The following is a 12,804-nucleotide window of genomic DNA, read 5'->3' as shown; positions in this document are numbered from 1 at the left end:
TCGCTACGACAAGCGCCGTTACGTCTACCTCGGCACCGCAACTGCCGCAGCCCTCACCATCTGGCTCCGAACGTGATCGACCGGACAAGTCCTAGTCGCCGTCCGACTCCTCGAACGGCAGGGCCGGCCCCGGCCCCTCGTCCGGTACGACCACCAGGCGCAGGGCCATGTGGCGTGCGCCGGGCGGGCGTTCGCCGGGCGCGGACACGTACTTGTTCAGCAGGGCCTGGTATTCCTCGGTGAACGCGGCCACCTGTTCCTTCGTCATCCAGGTGCCCGCGCGGTAGATCTGGTTCCAGCCGGCCGCTCTGTCGTACCCGGCGTACGCGCTGACGACCAGGTTGAGGTCGTGGGACATCTTGAGTGCGCCGATCTTCATCGCCGCCTCGCGTTCGTCGTCCGCCATCGGCAGCCCGGGCGGCGTGAAGATGTCCGTCATCAGCGACTTCCACCAGCGTTCCCGACCGGTGGACCGTTCCTCGATCTCGGCGATCAGGTTGAGGGAGGCGAGCTTGCGCAGGTGGTAGCTGGTGGTGCCGGTGCTCTCGCCGAGCGCCCTGGCGACGCTGGTGGAGTTCGCCTCGCCGTGCTCTCCGAGGTAGCTCAGGATGTCGCGGCGCACCGGGTTGGACAGCGCCTTGTAGAAGACCTTGAGGTCCGGACCGGTGAGAACTCTCTTCTCGGGGCGCTCGACCATGCGGGCCAGCCTACTGCAGAGACTCTCTGCAGTCATTGCAGAGATTGTTTGCAGAATATCTCTGCAATAGCTACGGTGGTGGAGACGGCGGCCGGGAGAGCGGCCGAAGGTGCGACAGACGGGGGTTCGAGATGGGGACGCAAGCGGCTGGACACCTGGACGCCCGGACACGGGACGAGATCGACGACCAGGTGGCGGAGGCGTTCGACGCCTACCTCGCCGACCGGCTGGAGGAGCCGGGGCCCCTGCGGTCCGCTCTCGCCCGGCGGCGCGGCGCCGCTCTCGTCCTGGGCACGGTGGCGCTCGGCGCGCTGGCCACGGCGCTGGCGCCGGGTGGCGTGGCCGGGGTCGGCTGGATCTGGGGGGCCATCGCGGCGGTCGACCTGGCGTGGTTGCTGAACCCGCGCCGTCCGTAGGGCACTTTGGGTGGCAGAGCGGGAGAAGAGGTGGCCGTGCGCCCCGCGCGCCGTGGCCACCTCTTCGGTCGTCGGGTCCGCGGCCGGCCTGCGGGCCGACCGCCATCCCCTATGCGGCCGACCGACTCCCCGCCGCTCCGCCCTTCGCGTCCTGGGACGCCGGGCCGAGAGGGAAGGTGCGTTCGGCCTGTGCCATGCGGAGCTTCTCGAGCGCCTTGGACTGCTCGACGGCCCGCTTCAGCAGACCGTCGAGGCGGCTCGCCTCAAGTCGGTCGTCGCGGTCGGCCAGCGCACGCAGAGCACGCCACAGCGCGGCCTTGCCCTCGACGCCCAGCCGCAGCGTCTCCATCTCCACCAGCGCGCTCAGCGGCGAACGCCGCACCACGCGCCGGTTCGGCTTCAGCCGGGCCACCCTCTCGCCGAGCAGGCCCAGCACGATGCGGTGCCGGCGGACGGGTACGTCGAGCGCGCGCATGATGTCCAGCAGCGCGTCCCGGTCGTGCTCGATGTCCGCCGCGAGGGGACCGAAGTCATGGCCGAGGGCGTTCTCCGCCCCGGCCATCCGGCGCGCCAGTTCCGTACCGGCCGTGGCGCCCGTCAGATGGTCGTTGAGGTAGACCCCCAGCAGTTCCCAGCGGTCTTCCGGGGGCGACTGCGTGTCGTTCACAGGCGTGTCGTTCATGGTGACGAGACCCCCTTGAACGCGTCCCGCGCCCGGTCCAGCAGCGAGACGAACGGACCGGTCGCCCACTGGGCCGCGGGGGAGCCGGCCGCCGTGGGGTGCGGGCGTGTCGGGGCCAGCTTCTCGGCCGCCACCAGACGCTTGCCCATCCGGTTGAGCTGCTCCTGGTCGCAGCCCGAGCGCAGGGCCGGGAACTCCTCGTGTTCCTCGTGTTCCGCGTGGTCGATCACGGACTTCTCGAACCGCGCGAGCAGCCGGTCGAACTCGGGGCTGCCGACGTCCATCCGCTCCAGCTCGGCGAGGACCTTGTTGGCTTCCTCCTCCTCGTCGTTGCGGGCCTCGGCCTCCGCCTTTCCGGCCGTCTTCCTGGCCGCGGGCCGCACGACCATCTCCTCAGCGGTCTCGTGCACCGCCAGCACGGCGCGCAGTTCGTGGAACTTCTCCTCCTTGCGGCTGCCTGTCGCCTCCTTGACCTCGCCGAACAGGTCTCGGATGCGGGCGTGCTGCTGCAGAAGGATCCCCACCACATCACCGGTGGGCAGCCGGGCCGCTTGGTCCCGTTCCGTCTTCGCGGTGCTCACAACGATCTCCGTCCTCGATCCTGGGATCTCTTTATGGGCGGGTTACCGACCTCGGCGGGGCGAAACTCCGCCCGGGCGACGGATCGTGGTGCTCCGGTTGCCCGGCAGGTCAGTTGAGGGGCATCGTGCTCGGGTTGGCGCCGGCCGCCGGGACGGCGGAGGCCATGCGGTTGCCGACGCTCCGATACACCACGGGAAGACCGCTCATCCGTCTCGGGAGCAGGCAGTTCTTGCCGTCGACGATCACCCTCGGCGGCAGCATGCGGTCGGCCAGGAGCGCCCAGTCCGCTTCCGTGACATGCGGCCACTCGGTGAGCACCACCGCGGCGTGGGCGCCGTCGACGGCGGCGCCGAGGTCCTCGACCGGCACGGCGCCGGGGAAGAGCGCCGTCTTCGCGGCCGGCGTGAGACCCGGGTCCCAGACCCGCACGCTCGCCCCGCCGGCCAGAAGCGCGGGAACGATCGCGCGGCTCGGCGCGGCCCGCAGATCGTCGCTCCACGGCTCGTAGCGGACACCGAGAACGGCGATCTCGCAGCCCCGGAGATCGCGTCCCATGGCCTGGCGCAGCAGCTCGACGACGCGGGGAGGCTGCTCCAGATTGACCCGGATCGTCGCGTCGAGGAGGGGGGTGGCGACTCCGTGGCTCCGGGCCCAGTGGGACAGGGCGGCCGTGTCCTTGGGCAGACACGAATCACCGAAGCCGAGCCCCGGCTGCAGGAAAGCGTGACCGATGCGCGGGTCGAGGCCGACCCCCTGGATCACCTGGTCGACGTCGAGATCGGGCAGCACGCAGAGCCTGGCCAGCTCATTGGCGAAGCTGATCTTGGTGGCGATGAAGGCGTTGCTCGCGTACTTGATCATCTCGGCGCTCGTCGGGGTGGTGACCGTCCACTGGCACGCCGTCCCCGCGTACAGCTCGCGCAGCACCGGCAGACAGGAGTGCGACAGGACCCCGGCCACGACCCGGGCCGGCGCCTGCCAGTCCTGGAGCGCGCTGCCCTGATTGAGGAACTCCGGGTTGTAGACGAAGCCGGGCCGCAGCGCGGGGAAGCGGGAGAGGATCGCCTCGCTGCTGCCCGGCGGGACCGTCGACTTCAGGATCGTCCAGGGCAGCGGCTCCAGCCGCGCCACCATCTCCAGGGCGGTCTCCACCTGGGAGAGATCGGCCGTCCCGTCGGCGGCCGGCGGGGTGCCGACCGTGACCAGGACGACGTCGAACGGCGCCTCGTGGTGCCGCGTCGGCAGATCGGCCGCGAAGCGCAGTCGCCCGGTGGCCATCGCACCGGCGAGCTCGTGCGGAAGGCCCGGTTCGAAGACCGGCGCCTGTCCGGCCTGGAGCATTCCGAGCCGTCGCGAATCCCGCTCGAAACCGGTGACGTGATGCCCCTGCTGCACCAGCGCGACCGCGCCTGTCAGCCCGACGTAGCCCTGCCCGACGATGGCGATACGCATGCGCTCTCCAGGTGATCCGAACGCACCACGGAGCCGCCGACGACTCCACGGGCCAGAGAGCCACGGGTGCTCGGGGAGACTTCCCGAAGGTGGGTGCCGCCTGACACCCGGCGAGGAATCTTCACCCCGGCGGTCCCCTCGGGACCGCATACATCGCCGGACACGTGGGCACTCGCGCCCACAGGCACCGCCGGAAGCGGTGCGAGGGGGCCAGGGAAGCCGACCGGGAGAGCCGGCCCCGCCCCTCCCGTCCCCAAGGAGCGCCATGAGCGAGCAGACACCGTCCCAGGCCGAGGGCGAACGGGACGACAGGAAGCAGCAACGGAGCCGCGGCGCGAAGCCCACACCGCCCCGGACGACCCCGTCCCAGGCGGAGGGCGAGCGCGGCAGCGAGCGGCGCGGCAAGGGCAAGGGCGAGCACGGAGGCGAGGAAGTACCCCCCGCGGCCACCTGAGAGCACGATCCGACCCACGGGCGCCCTGCCCTTCGACGCGCCCCTTCGCGGTGACGCTCAGCCGACGCCGGAGGTGGCCGTGCGCGCGTACCCGGGCAGGGACCGGGCCAGCGTGCGCAACGCGTAATGGGAACGGGACTTGACCGTGCCCGGCGGAATGCCGAGGGCGCGGGCGGTCTCGTTCACGCTCTGCCCCCCGAAGTGGATCCTGGTCAGGACGTCACGGTGCTCGGGCGTCAACGACCGTACGGCGGCCCGGACATCGAGCGCGGCGATCGCCCGTTCCGTGTCGTCGCCCGGTTGCGGGATGACGGCCAGAACGGCGTCGTCGACCTCGGCCGGCCGGGCCTTGCGGGAGCGGTACGCGTCAATGGCGAGCCGGCGGGCGACGGTGAAGAGCCAGGGCCGCATCGACTCGTACGGCGAGTCGAAGGCCTCTGGGTGCTGCCATGCCCGCAGGAGCGTCTCCTGGAGGAGGTCCTCGGCGCTCTGCCGGTCGCCGTACGTCAGGCCCAGCAGATACGTCATCAGCGCGGATCCGTGTGCGAGCTGGAGCTCCGCCAGGGACCGCTCGTCGGTCGTCGCCATCGTCAGCACCCTTTCCCGGCTCGGTGGCTGGTCACCTGGCGTATCCGAACGTATCCGCGGACGGGACGAAAGCGGGCGGGCCGCGCCCCTCGGCGAGCGGTCGCCTGGCGCGCCGAGTGGTGCGGTGAGCGGTCGACCGGGCCGGGGGAAGGAGCCATTGCCTCGTACGGCACGGACGGAATGCCGGGGGCGGGCGGGCATGGTGTGCTGGCGAGGGTGAGAGGCCGTCGGCCCGACGGCGGGGAGGCACCACACCTGTCACACGGAGGAGAATCCATGGCCGTTTTCATCCAGGCCGAGCTGGAGGGCGTGACCCTCGACCAGTACGACGCGCTGAACGCCAAGCTTCAGGCGATGCCCGGAATCTTCGAGGGGTGTCTGTCGCATGTCGCCGTACCGACCGATTCGGGCCTGAAGATCTTCGACCTGTGGGAATCCGAGGAGGCCATGCGCAGGTTCGGCGACGCCATGATGCCGGTGGCGCTCGAAGAGGGGTTCCCGGAGGGCGTCATGCCGAAGGTCCTGCCCGTGCACAATCACTTCGTGTCGGGAGCGTAGGGCGCGTCCCGCTGGGAACGGGCGGCGGGCAGGGTGACCTCGAAGCGGCAACCGCCGTCGACGTTGCGCACACCGGCGTGGCCGGCGTGCGCCTCGACGATGCCCCGGACGATCGCGAGGCCGAGCCCGGCCCCCGCCGGGGGTGTCCGGGCCACGGTGCCCCGCCAGCCCGTGTCGAACACGCGCGGCAGATCCCCTTCGGGGATGCCCCCGCACCCGTCGGTGACGGACAGCAGGACCGTGTCCGCGCGGCGCTCCGCGGCGACCGCGACCGTGCCGTCCGCGGGCGTGTGGCGGATCGCGTTGACCAGCAGGTTGGCGAGGACCCGCGTCATCTCCTTGCTGTCCACCTCGACGGGGACGCGGTCCAGCCGACCGCCGACCAGACGTACGCCGTGCTCGCGGGCGAGGGGCCCCGCGCCCGCGAGGGCGTCGCCGACGAGGTCGTAGACGGAGATCCGGGCCGGTGTCAGGGCGAGCGCCCCGGCATGGATGCGGGACAGCTCGAAGAGGTCGCCGACCATGCCGTTGAGCCGGTCGACCTCCGTGCGGATCTGGCGGTGGTAGCGGGCGGGGTCGTCGGCGACCCCGTCCTCCAGCGCCTCGGACATGGCGCGGAGACCGGCCAGCGGCGTCCGCAGATCGTGGGAGATCCAGGCGACGAGCTCACGGCGGGACGACTCCAGCGCGCGTTCCCGCTCGCGCGCCTCGGCCAGGCGCAGACTCGTGGCCGTCAACTCCCCGCTGAGCGCCTCGAGTTCGGCGGGCGCCGGGGTGGAGGGGGCGGTGAAGGACCCGCCGTCGCCGAAATGCCGGGCCGCGACGGCGAGTTCCCGGCAGTTGACGACGACGCGGCGGCCCAGCAGCAGGGCCGTGACCAGGGACACCACCGCCGCCATGGCGACGACCGTGGTGACCACGGTGAGGTCGTGCGAGGACAGGAACATCGCCCAGGCGACCGCCAGGGTCCCGGCGAGCATCGCCGAGACGGCGACGCCCGCGACGATCGCCAGGGACACGGCGACCGAACGACGTCGCAGCAGCCGCAGGACGACGGCGCCCAAGACCCCCGCCGCGGCCGCGCCGAGGAAGGCGTAGAGGGCGATCAGCAGAATGTCGCGCACGGCGGTCACATCTCCTTCGGGTCCGGATCGAAGCGATAGCCCGCGCCCCAGACCGTCTGGATCAGCCGCGGCTTGGCCGGGTCGTCCTCGATCTTCCCGCGCAGCCGCCGCACATGGACCGTGACGGTCGACAGGTCGCCGAAATCCCACCCCCACACGTCCCGCATCAACCGCTCGCGCTCGCAGACCTGGCCCGGGTGGCGCAGCAGATAGGCGAGCAGGTCGAACTCCCGCAGCGTCAGCGCCAGCGGCCGGCCGTCCTTGGATGCCTGGCGGGCCGCCGCGTCCAGCTCCAGACCGGCCGCTCTCAGCACGGGCCCCGGCGGCGCCGGGAGCGTACTGCGGCGCAGCACGGACTCGACCCGCAGCACCAGCTCACGTGGGCTGAACGGCTTGGTGACATAGTCGTCCGCGCCGATCTCGAGCCCGAGGATGCGGTCCTCCTCGTCGCTGCGCGCGGTCAGCATGATCACCGGCACTGGGCCCTGTTCGCGCAGGCTGCGGCACACCTCGAAGCCGTCCACGCCGGGAAGCATCAGATCGAGGACGACCAGCCCGGGCCACCGCGCCTCGGCCGCCGCGAGCGCGGCGGGCCCGTCGGCCGCCCGGTCCACGCTGAACCCCGCCCGCTCCAGGTAACCCGCGACCACCTCGGAGACGGTCGGGTCGTCGTCCACGACGAGGATGTGCTGCGCTTTCTCCATGAGGCCAGCGTCGCACCGGGCGGGGGAGACGACGCGCCCCAGGGGGGCCCAAGCGGGCGATGTCCGCGTTTCGTAAGGATCCCGGCCCGCGTGTGCCGGCCCGGACCCGCGCCGCGCGTGCCCCTGGCCCGGGCGGGGTAGCTGCCCAGGAGTGCCGTGCGAGCGGCCGCCGGGGCGTGGCCACCGCCCCGCCGCCCTCGCCCGGCAAGGCACCGGCCCCGCACGACCGGTCGAGGCCGGACACAGCCCCGCACGACGGTTCGAGCGGGACAGGGCGCCGCACGGCCCCGCACGCACACGGAGGCGATCACCATGAAGGCAGCGGCCAAGGACATCACCCGCGCGGTCCTTCTTGCGTGTGCCGTCGCCCGCGCCGCCTGCGCGGCCGAGTGCGCGGGCCACACCGACATGGAACACTGCCGGATCTGCGCGGAAGCCCGCCGGCGCTGCGAGCGGGCGTGCGACGAGCTGCTCGCCTCCCCCGGCTGACCCGCCCGGTCCACGCCGACCTGCCCCGAGAAGCAGCGGCCCCGGTCGACCCCCGGGGCCGTACGACGGAGGACACATGCGCAAGGCCAACCGCCCGGTCGACGCGTCACCGACCGCCGACGAGATCGACGCGCTGCACGCCCACTGGCGGGCCGCCAACTACCTGTCCGTCGGTCAGATCTACCTGATGGACAATCCGCTGCTGAGGACGCCGCTGGAACCGGCGCACATCAAACCGAGGCTGCTGGGGCACTGGGGCACGTCCCCCGGCCTCAACCTCGTGCACACCCACCTGAACCGGGTCGTCAAGCGGCGCGGCATCGACGCCCTGTGCGTCTGGGGACCCGGCCACGGCGGCCCCGCCGTGCTCGCCAACTCCTGGCTCGAGGGCAGCTACAGCGAGATCTACCCGGACGTGAGCCGCGACGAGGACGGCATGCGGCGGCTCTTCCGCCAGTTCTCCTTCCCCGGCGGCGTACCGAGCCATGTGGCTCCGGAGACGCCCGGCTCCATCCACGAGGGCGGCGAACTCGGCTACGCCCTGTCGCACGCGTACGGAGCCGCCTTCGACAACCCGGAGCTGCTCGTCGCCTGCGTCATCGGCGACGGCGAGGCGGAGACCGGGCCGCTCGCCACCTCCTGGCACTCCAACAAGTTCCTCGACCCGGTCCACGACGGAGCGGTCCTGCCCGTCCTCCACCTCAACGGCTACAAGATCGCCAATCCGACCGTGCTCGCGCGGCTGCCCCAGGCGGAGCTCGACGAGCTGCTGCGCGGCTACGGGCACGATCCTCTGTACGTCACCGGCGACGAGCCGCGCGAGGTGCACCGCCTCATGGCGGAGGCGTTCGACACGGCCCTCGACCGGATCCGGGACGTCCAGCGGACGGCCCGCGGCGGCGGCTCCGCCGAGCGGCCGCGCTGGCCCCTGATCGTGCTGCGGACCCCGAAGGGGTGGACCGGTCCCTCCGAGGTCGACGGCCTCCCCGTCGAGGGCACGTGGCGCTCCCACCAGGTCCCCCTCCCGGGAGTGCGCGACAACCCGGCGCACCTCGCCCAGCTGGAGACGTGGCTGCGCTCGTACCGGCCCGAAGAGCTCTTCGACGAGGGCGGCTGCCCACGGCCGCAGGTCCTCGCCTGCGTACCGGAAGGCCCCCGCAGGCTCGGAGCGACCCCGCACGCCAACGGCGGCCTGCTGCTGAGGGACCTTCCCCCCGCGCCCCTCGAACGCTTCGCCGTCCCCGTGGACAAGCCCGGCGCGAGCCGCCACGAACCCACAGCCGTCCTCGGCGCACTCGTGGAGAGCGTCATGGAGGCCACCGCCGAGCGCCGCGACTTCCGTCTCGTCGGACCCGACGAGACAGCCTCGAACCGCCTCCAGGCGGTGTACGAGGCCACCGGCAAGGCCTGGCAGGAGCGGACCCTCGGCACCGACGAGTACCTCGACCGGCACGGCCGGGTGATGGAGATCCTCTCCGAGCACACCTGCCAGGGCTGGCTGGAGGGCTATCTGCTCACCGGCCGCCACGGACTCTTCTCCTGCTACGAAGCCTTCGTCCACATCGTCGACTCGATGGTCAACCAGCACATCAAGTGGCTGCGGACGTCCCGCGCCCTGTCCTGGCGCGCCCCCATCGCCTCCCTCAACTACCTGCTGACCTCGCACGTCTGGCGCCAGGACCACAACGGCTTCTCCCACCAGGACCCCGGCTTCGTCGACCACGTCCTCAACAAGAGCCCGGAGGCCGTCCGCGTCTATCTGCCGCCGGACGCCAACACCCTGCTGTCCGTGGCCGACCATGTGCTGCGCAGCCGCGACTACGTCAATGTCATCGTCGCGGGCAAACAGCCCTGTTTCGACTGGCTCTCCCTCGACGAGGCCAGGGCCCACTGCGCCAGGGGCGCCGGTGTGTGGGACTGGGCGGGCACCGAGGACGGGACCCGCGAGCCGGACGTGGTGCTCGCCTGCGCCGGAGACGTACCCACCCAGGAGACCCTGGCCGCCGCCTCACTGCTGCGCCGCCACCTCCCCGAGCTCGCCGTGCGCGTCGTCAACGTCGTCGACATGACCCGGCTCATGCCGCAGGGCGAACACCCGCACGGCATGACCGACCCGGAGTACGACGCCCTTTTCACCTCCGACAAGCCGGTGATCTTCGCGTACCACGGCTACCCCTGGCTGGTGCACCGCCTCGCCTACCGCCGCACGGGCCACGCCCACCTCCATGTGCGCGGCTACAAGGAGAGGGGGACCACCACGACACCCTTCGACATGGTGGTGAACAACGACCTCGACCGCTACCGGCTCGTGATGGACGTGATCGACCGCGTCCCCGGCCTCGCGGTGCGCGCCGTCGGCGTACGGCAGGCCATGGAGGACGTCCGGACCCGCCACCACGCCTGGATCCGCGCCCACGGCACCGACCTGCCCGAAGTCGCCGACTGGACCTGGACCGGCTGAGGCAGCGGGAGTCACGGCCCGGCCGGACCGGCGGGGAGGTCACGGCCAGGAAGGCTCCTTGCGGGGCACGACGACCAGCTCGGAGACCGCGCTGCCCGCCGGGACCGACAACGCGTACAGCACGCTGTCCGCCACGATGTCCGGGCTCTGCAGCATCGACACGTCGGCGTCCGGGAACCGCTCCATGATGAACGGGGTCTCCATGCCACCGGCGATGATGCCGGTGACGCCGATGCCCGGGCAGTCCCGCTGCGCCTCCTTGAACAAGGTGTGCGTGAACGCCCGAAGACCCGACTTGCTCGCCGAGTAGGGGCCGGCCTCCGTCCAGGTGCGGTTGGCCGCTGTGGAGAGGATGTTGACGATGTGGCCGCCGCCCCGGGCGACCATGCGCCGGTACGTCTCCAGACACAGGTACATCGGCCCCAGCAGGTTGGTCGTGACCACCCGCGTCACTTCGTCGGCCGACAGTTGCTCGACCGCCTTGGACACGTCCACGGCGGCGTTGTTCACCAGGATGTCCACGGCCTGGCCGTCCTGCTCCAGCTCCTGGAAGACGGCCGCCACCGCTCCCGAGTCGCGCACGTCGAGCTCCACGAAGCGCGCTTCCCCGCCCGCCACCACCAGATCCGCGCACAGCTCCTGCGCCACTTCCTTGCGTACGTCCGCCACCAGGACGGACGCCCCCGCGCCGGCCAGCCGCCGGGAGATCGCGGCCCCCAGTCCCCGGGCCCCGCCGGTGACCAGAGCCCGCCTGCCGTGTAGGTCGACCTGCACTCCGCTGCCCATGCTGCGCTGCCTTCCGCTGGTGCGTGCGTCCCGGCGCCCGGCGCGCCGGGCGCCGAGTGACCCCTTCCTCTCTCACTGTGACCAGTGGGAGTCGGTACGGCACGCCGGGTTACGCCGCCGGGCCCGTCCCGCGCGTGTGGCCGCGGTCACGCCGAGGGGGCGCCGGAAGGCCCGCTCTCCCCGCCCCGCACGTCCTGTGAGGAAGCCCACCAGAAGAGAACCGGCCCAAACGGCGCAAGGGAAACCCGCCGCCCGCGCCGCCGCGGAGAAGCGCTTCCCCGTTCCACCGGCCCTTCTTCTGCCACGATGGACCGCCGGGACCGTCCCACCCGCTCCAGAGCACCCGTGAAAGCCGGTGCATTGGCCGCGCAGAGCGACTGTGGTCCCCACCACACCGCCTCAACCAGCCGAGCTCCGCGCTCATTCGGGTACCTCACTGTGTCTTCCACTTCCTTCCGTCCTGCTCCCGCCGCTGTCGACCGCTCGCCGTGGCGCTCCCTGCGCTACCGCAGCATGCGCTGGTGGTCCGTCGCCAACTTCGTCTCCAACGCCGGTACATGGATGCAGCTCACGGTCCAGAACCTGCTGGTGCTCCAGATCACCGGATCCGCCGCGGCGACCGGACTGTCCATGTCCGTCCAGGCGGCGCCCGGACTGCTGATGGGCCTCGCGGGCGGCGCCGCGGTCGACCGCTGGCCCCGCAAGCTGACCGCCGCGGTCAGCCAGGCGCTCCTGGGTGCCGTCGCCTTCCTCACCGCGGTCCTCGTGGCGCTCGGCCAGCTGAACCTCGGAGTCCTGATGGGGCTGGCGGCCGTCACCGGACTCATCGCCACCGTCGACGGGCCCGCCTGTTCGCTGCTGGGCAACGATCTCGTCCGCAAGGAGGACGTCCCGTCCGCCATCGGCGTGGGGTCGCTGGTGCACAACGCCGGTCGGCTCGCCGGCGCCGGCCTCGCCGGTGTGACCGTCGCCTTCCTCGGCACGGCGGCCGCGTACGCGGCCAATGGGCTGTCCTTCCTCTTCGTCGCCGCCGTCATCCCGTTCCTGAAGGCGGTCCGGCCGACCGAGCCCGTCGCGATCCCCGCGCCCCGGAAGGGCGACGCCGAGGCCGACACCGTCCCCGACGCGGAGACCGACGACCTGAGCATGCGTCAGGGCCTGCTGTTCTTCATGCGCCGGCCCCGGCTCGTCGCCCTCGCGGGCATCAGCGCGATCAGTGCCCTCTTCGGCCGGAACTACGGGCTGACCCTCGTGGTCCTGGTCACCGGCCCGCTCGCCGGCGACGCCGCGGCCTTCGGCACGGTCTCCACCGTCCTGGCCGCCGGGGGCATCGTCGGCGCGGTCCTGGGGGCCCGGCTGCGCAAGCCCACCGTGCGCGCGGTCGGCATCCTCGCCGCCGCGGGCGCCCTGCTGCAGGTACTGGCCGGGCTGTCCCCCTCGCTCGCCGTCCTCCTGGTCCTCGTCCTGCCCATGGCCGTGGCCGAGTCGGTCTCCGAGACCGCCGGAACGACGGTCCTGCAGACCGACCCGCCGCCCCGTATGCGCGGCCGCGTCCTGGGCGTCTGGGGCAGCGTCCGCACCCTCTGGGGCCTCGCGGCCCCGCCGGCGCTCGGCCTCTTCATGGAACTGGCCGGCGTGCGCGGCGCGCTGGTGGGCGGCGGCCTGATCGTCGCCGGCGCGATCGGAGCGGGCTTCCTCCTCCGCGGCCGCCGCGCCGCCACGAAGGTGGTCCTGCTCTCGGAGAAGAGCCTCACGGCGCCACGGCCGGGGCTGGGTACGGCGGCGTGACGCGGGATGGCGGGGCCGCGCGG

Annotated in this window: 14 protein-coding genes; 6 read left to right on the top strand and 8 right to left on the bottom strand. The window is 72.2% G+C overall.

The window, feature by feature from the left end; genetic code table 11:
• Positions 1 to 91: 91 nt before the first annotated feature.
• Positions 92 to 697 (bottom strand): ArsR/SmtB family transcription factor, encoded by a 606-nt coding sequence (locus ACZ7J0_RS31140; RefSeq protein WP_470892991.1) that lies wholly within the window; start codon positions 695 to 697, stop codon positions 92 to 94.
• A 131-nt stretch (positions 698 to 828) separates the two neighbouring features.
• Between ACZ7J0_RS31140 and ACZ7J0_RS31135 the strand changes: the two genes are divergently transcribed.
• Positions 829 to 1,113 (top strand): hypothetical protein, encoded by a 285-nt coding sequence (locus ACZ7J0_RS31135; RefSeq protein WP_470892989.1) that lies wholly within the window; start codon positions 829 to 831, stop codon positions 1,111 to 1,113.
• Between the two features lie 109 nt (positions 1,114 to 1,222).
• Here the strand turns inward: ACZ7J0_RS31135 and ACZ7J0_RS31130 are convergent, their stop codons facing one another.
• The 3 genes from ACZ7J0_RS31130 to ACZ7J0_RS31120 all read right to left on the bottom strand — a co-directional run bounded on the left by ACZ7J0_RS31130 (position 1,223) and on the right by ACZ7J0_RS31120 (position 3,829).
• On the bottom strand, positions 1,223 to 1,795 hold the full coding sequence (locus ACZ7J0_RS31130) for a hypothetical protein (RefSeq protein WP_470892987.1): 573 nt from the start codon (positions 1,793 to 1,795) through the stop codon (positions 1,223 to 1,225).
• Positions 1,792 to 2,376 (bottom strand): hemerythrin domain-containing protein, encoded by a 585-nt coding sequence (locus ACZ7J0_RS31125; protein ID WP_470892985.1) that lies wholly within the window; start codon positions 2,374 to 2,376, stop codon positions 1,792 to 1,794. The genes ACZ7J0_RS31130 and ACZ7J0_RS31125 overlap by 4 nt, the downstream gene beginning before the upstream one ends.
• 109 nt (positions 2,377 to 2,485) lie before the next feature.
• A complete protein-coding gene (locus ACZ7J0_RS31120) occupies positions 2,486 to 3,829 on the bottom strand; it encodes a UDP-glucose dehydrogenase family protein (protein ID WP_470892983.1) in 1,344 nt (447 codons plus the stop codon).
• A 265-nt stretch (positions 3,830 to 4,094) separates the two neighbouring features.
• Between ACZ7J0_RS31120 and ACZ7J0_RS31115 the strand changes: the two genes are divergently transcribed.
• A complete protein-coding gene (locus ACZ7J0_RS31115) occupies positions 4,095 to 4,283 on the top strand; it encodes a hypothetical protein (protein ID WP_470892981.1) in 189 nt (62 codons plus the stop codon).
• A gap of 57 nt (positions 4,284 to 4,340) precedes the next feature.
• Here the strand turns inward: ACZ7J0_RS31115 and ACZ7J0_RS31110 are convergent, their stop codons facing one another.
• The gene (locus tag ACZ7J0_RS31110; RefSeq protein WP_470893006.1) at positions 4,341 to 4,877 is read right to left on the bottom strand and encodes a sigma-70 family RNA polymerase sigma factor; all 537 of its coding nucleotides are present in this window, start codon (positions 4,875 to 4,877) and stop codon (positions 4,341 to 4,343) included.
• A 270-nt stretch (positions 4,878 to 5,147) separates the two neighbouring features.
• Between ACZ7J0_RS31110 and ACZ7J0_RS31105 the strand changes: the two genes are divergently transcribed.
• On the top strand, positions 5,148 to 5,429 hold the full coding sequence (locus ACZ7J0_RS31105) for a hypothetical protein (protein ID WP_470892979.1): 282 nt from the start codon (positions 5,148 to 5,150) through the stop codon (positions 5,427 to 5,429).
• Here the strand turns inward: ACZ7J0_RS31105 and ACZ7J0_RS31100 are convergent.
• Positions 5,408 to 6,553 (bottom strand): sensor histidine kinase, encoded by a 1,146-nt coding sequence (locus ACZ7J0_RS31100; RefSeq protein WP_470892977.1) that lies wholly within the window; start codon positions 6,551 to 6,553, stop codon positions 5,408 to 5,410. The genes ACZ7J0_RS31105 and ACZ7J0_RS31100 overlap by 22 nt on opposite strands.
• A 5-nt stretch (positions 6,554 to 6,558) precedes the next feature.
• On the bottom strand, positions 6,559 to 7,257 hold the full coding sequence (locus ACZ7J0_RS31095) for a response regulator (RefSeq protein WP_470892975.1): 699 nt from the start codon (positions 7,255 to 7,257) through the stop codon (positions 6,559 to 6,561).
• Between the two features lie 312 nt (positions 7,258 to 7,569).
• Between ACZ7J0_RS31095 and ACZ7J0_RS31090 the strand changes: the two genes are divergently transcribed.
• Positions 7,570 to 7,746, top strand: coding sequence for a four-helix bundle copper-binding protein (locus tag ACZ7J0_RS31090; protein ID WP_470892973.1), 177 nt, complete (start codon positions 7,570 to 7,572; stop codon positions 7,744 to 7,746).
• 76 nt (positions 7,747 to 7,822) lie between these two features.
• Positions 7,823 to 10,207, top strand: coding sequence for a phosphoketolase family protein (locus ACZ7J0_RS31085; protein WP_470892971.1), 2,385 nt, complete (start codon positions 7,823 to 7,825; stop codon positions 10,205 to 10,207).
• A gap of 39 nt (positions 10,208 to 10,246) precedes the next feature.
• Here the strand turns inward: ACZ7J0_RS31085 and ACZ7J0_RS31080 are convergent, their stop codons facing one another.
• Entirely contained in the window at positions 10,247 to 10,993 is a 747-nt protein-coding gene (locus ACZ7J0_RS31080; RefSeq protein WP_470892969.1) for an SDR family oxidoreductase, read from the bottom strand.
• Positions 10,994 to 11,506: 513 nt separating this feature from the next.
• Here ACZ7J0_RS31080 and ACZ7J0_RS31075 point away from each other — a divergent pair.
• Entirely contained in the window at positions 11,507 to 12,781 is a 1,275-nt protein-coding gene (locus ACZ7J0_RS31075; protein WP_470893004.1) for an MFS transporter, read from the top strand.
• The last annotated feature ends 23 nt before the right edge of the window (positions 12,782 to 12,804 follow it).

This window comes from Streptomyces sp. NPDC038280 (assembly GCF_055600045.1).
Note: the sequence above shows the minus strand (reverse complement) of the source record. Positions and strands in the feature narration are given on the sequence as shown.

What these genes read in the sequence shown, in the direction of transcription:
- ACZ7J0_RS31140 (WP_470892991.1), bottom strand. Translation starts at nt 697, where the DNA reads ATGGTCGAGCGCCCCGAGAAGAGAGTTCTCACCGGTCCGGACCTCAAG.
- ACZ7J0_RS31135 (WP_470892989.1), top strand. Translation starts at nt 829, where the DNA reads ATGGGGACGCAAGCGGCTGGACACCTGGACGCCCGGACACGGGACGAG.
- ACZ7J0_RS31130 (WP_470892987.1), bottom strand. Translation starts at nt 1,795, where the DNA reads ATGAACGACACGCCTGTGAACGACACGCAGTCGCCCCCGGAAGACCGC.
- ACZ7J0_RS31120 (WP_470892983.1), bottom strand. Translation starts at nt 3,829, where the DNA reads ATGCGTATCGCCATCGTCGGGCAGGGCTACGTCGGGCTGACAGGCGCG.
- ACZ7J0_RS31115 (WP_470892981.1), top strand. Translation starts at nt 4,095, where the DNA reads ATGAGCGAGCAGACACCGTCCCAGGCCGAGGGCGAACGGGACGACAGG.
- ACZ7J0_RS31105 (WP_470892979.1), top strand. Translation starts at nt 5,148, where the DNA reads ATGGCCGTTTTCATCCAGGCCGAGCTGGAGGGCGTGACCCTCGACCAG.
- ACZ7J0_RS31095 (WP_470892975.1), bottom strand. Translation starts at nt 7,257, where the DNA reads ATGGAGAAAGCGCAGCACATCCTCGTCGTGGACGACGACCCGACCGTC.
- ACZ7J0_RS31090 (WP_470892973.1), top strand. Translation starts at nt 7,570, where the DNA reads ATGAAGGCAGCGGCCAAGGACATCACCCGCGCGGTCCTTCTTGCGTGT.
- ACZ7J0_RS31085 (WP_470892971.1), top strand. Translation starts at nt 7,823, where the DNA reads ATGCGCAAGGCCAACCGCCCGGTCGACGCGTCACCGACCGCCGACGAG.
- ACZ7J0_RS31080 (WP_470892969.1), bottom strand. Translation starts at nt 10,993, where the DNA reads ATGGGCAGCGGAGTGCAGGTCGACCTACACGGCAGGCGGGCTCTGGTC.
- ACZ7J0_RS31075 (WP_470893004.1), top strand. Translation starts at nt 11,507, where the DNA reads ATGCGCTGGTGGTCCGTCGCCAACTTCGTCTCCAACGCCGGTACATGG.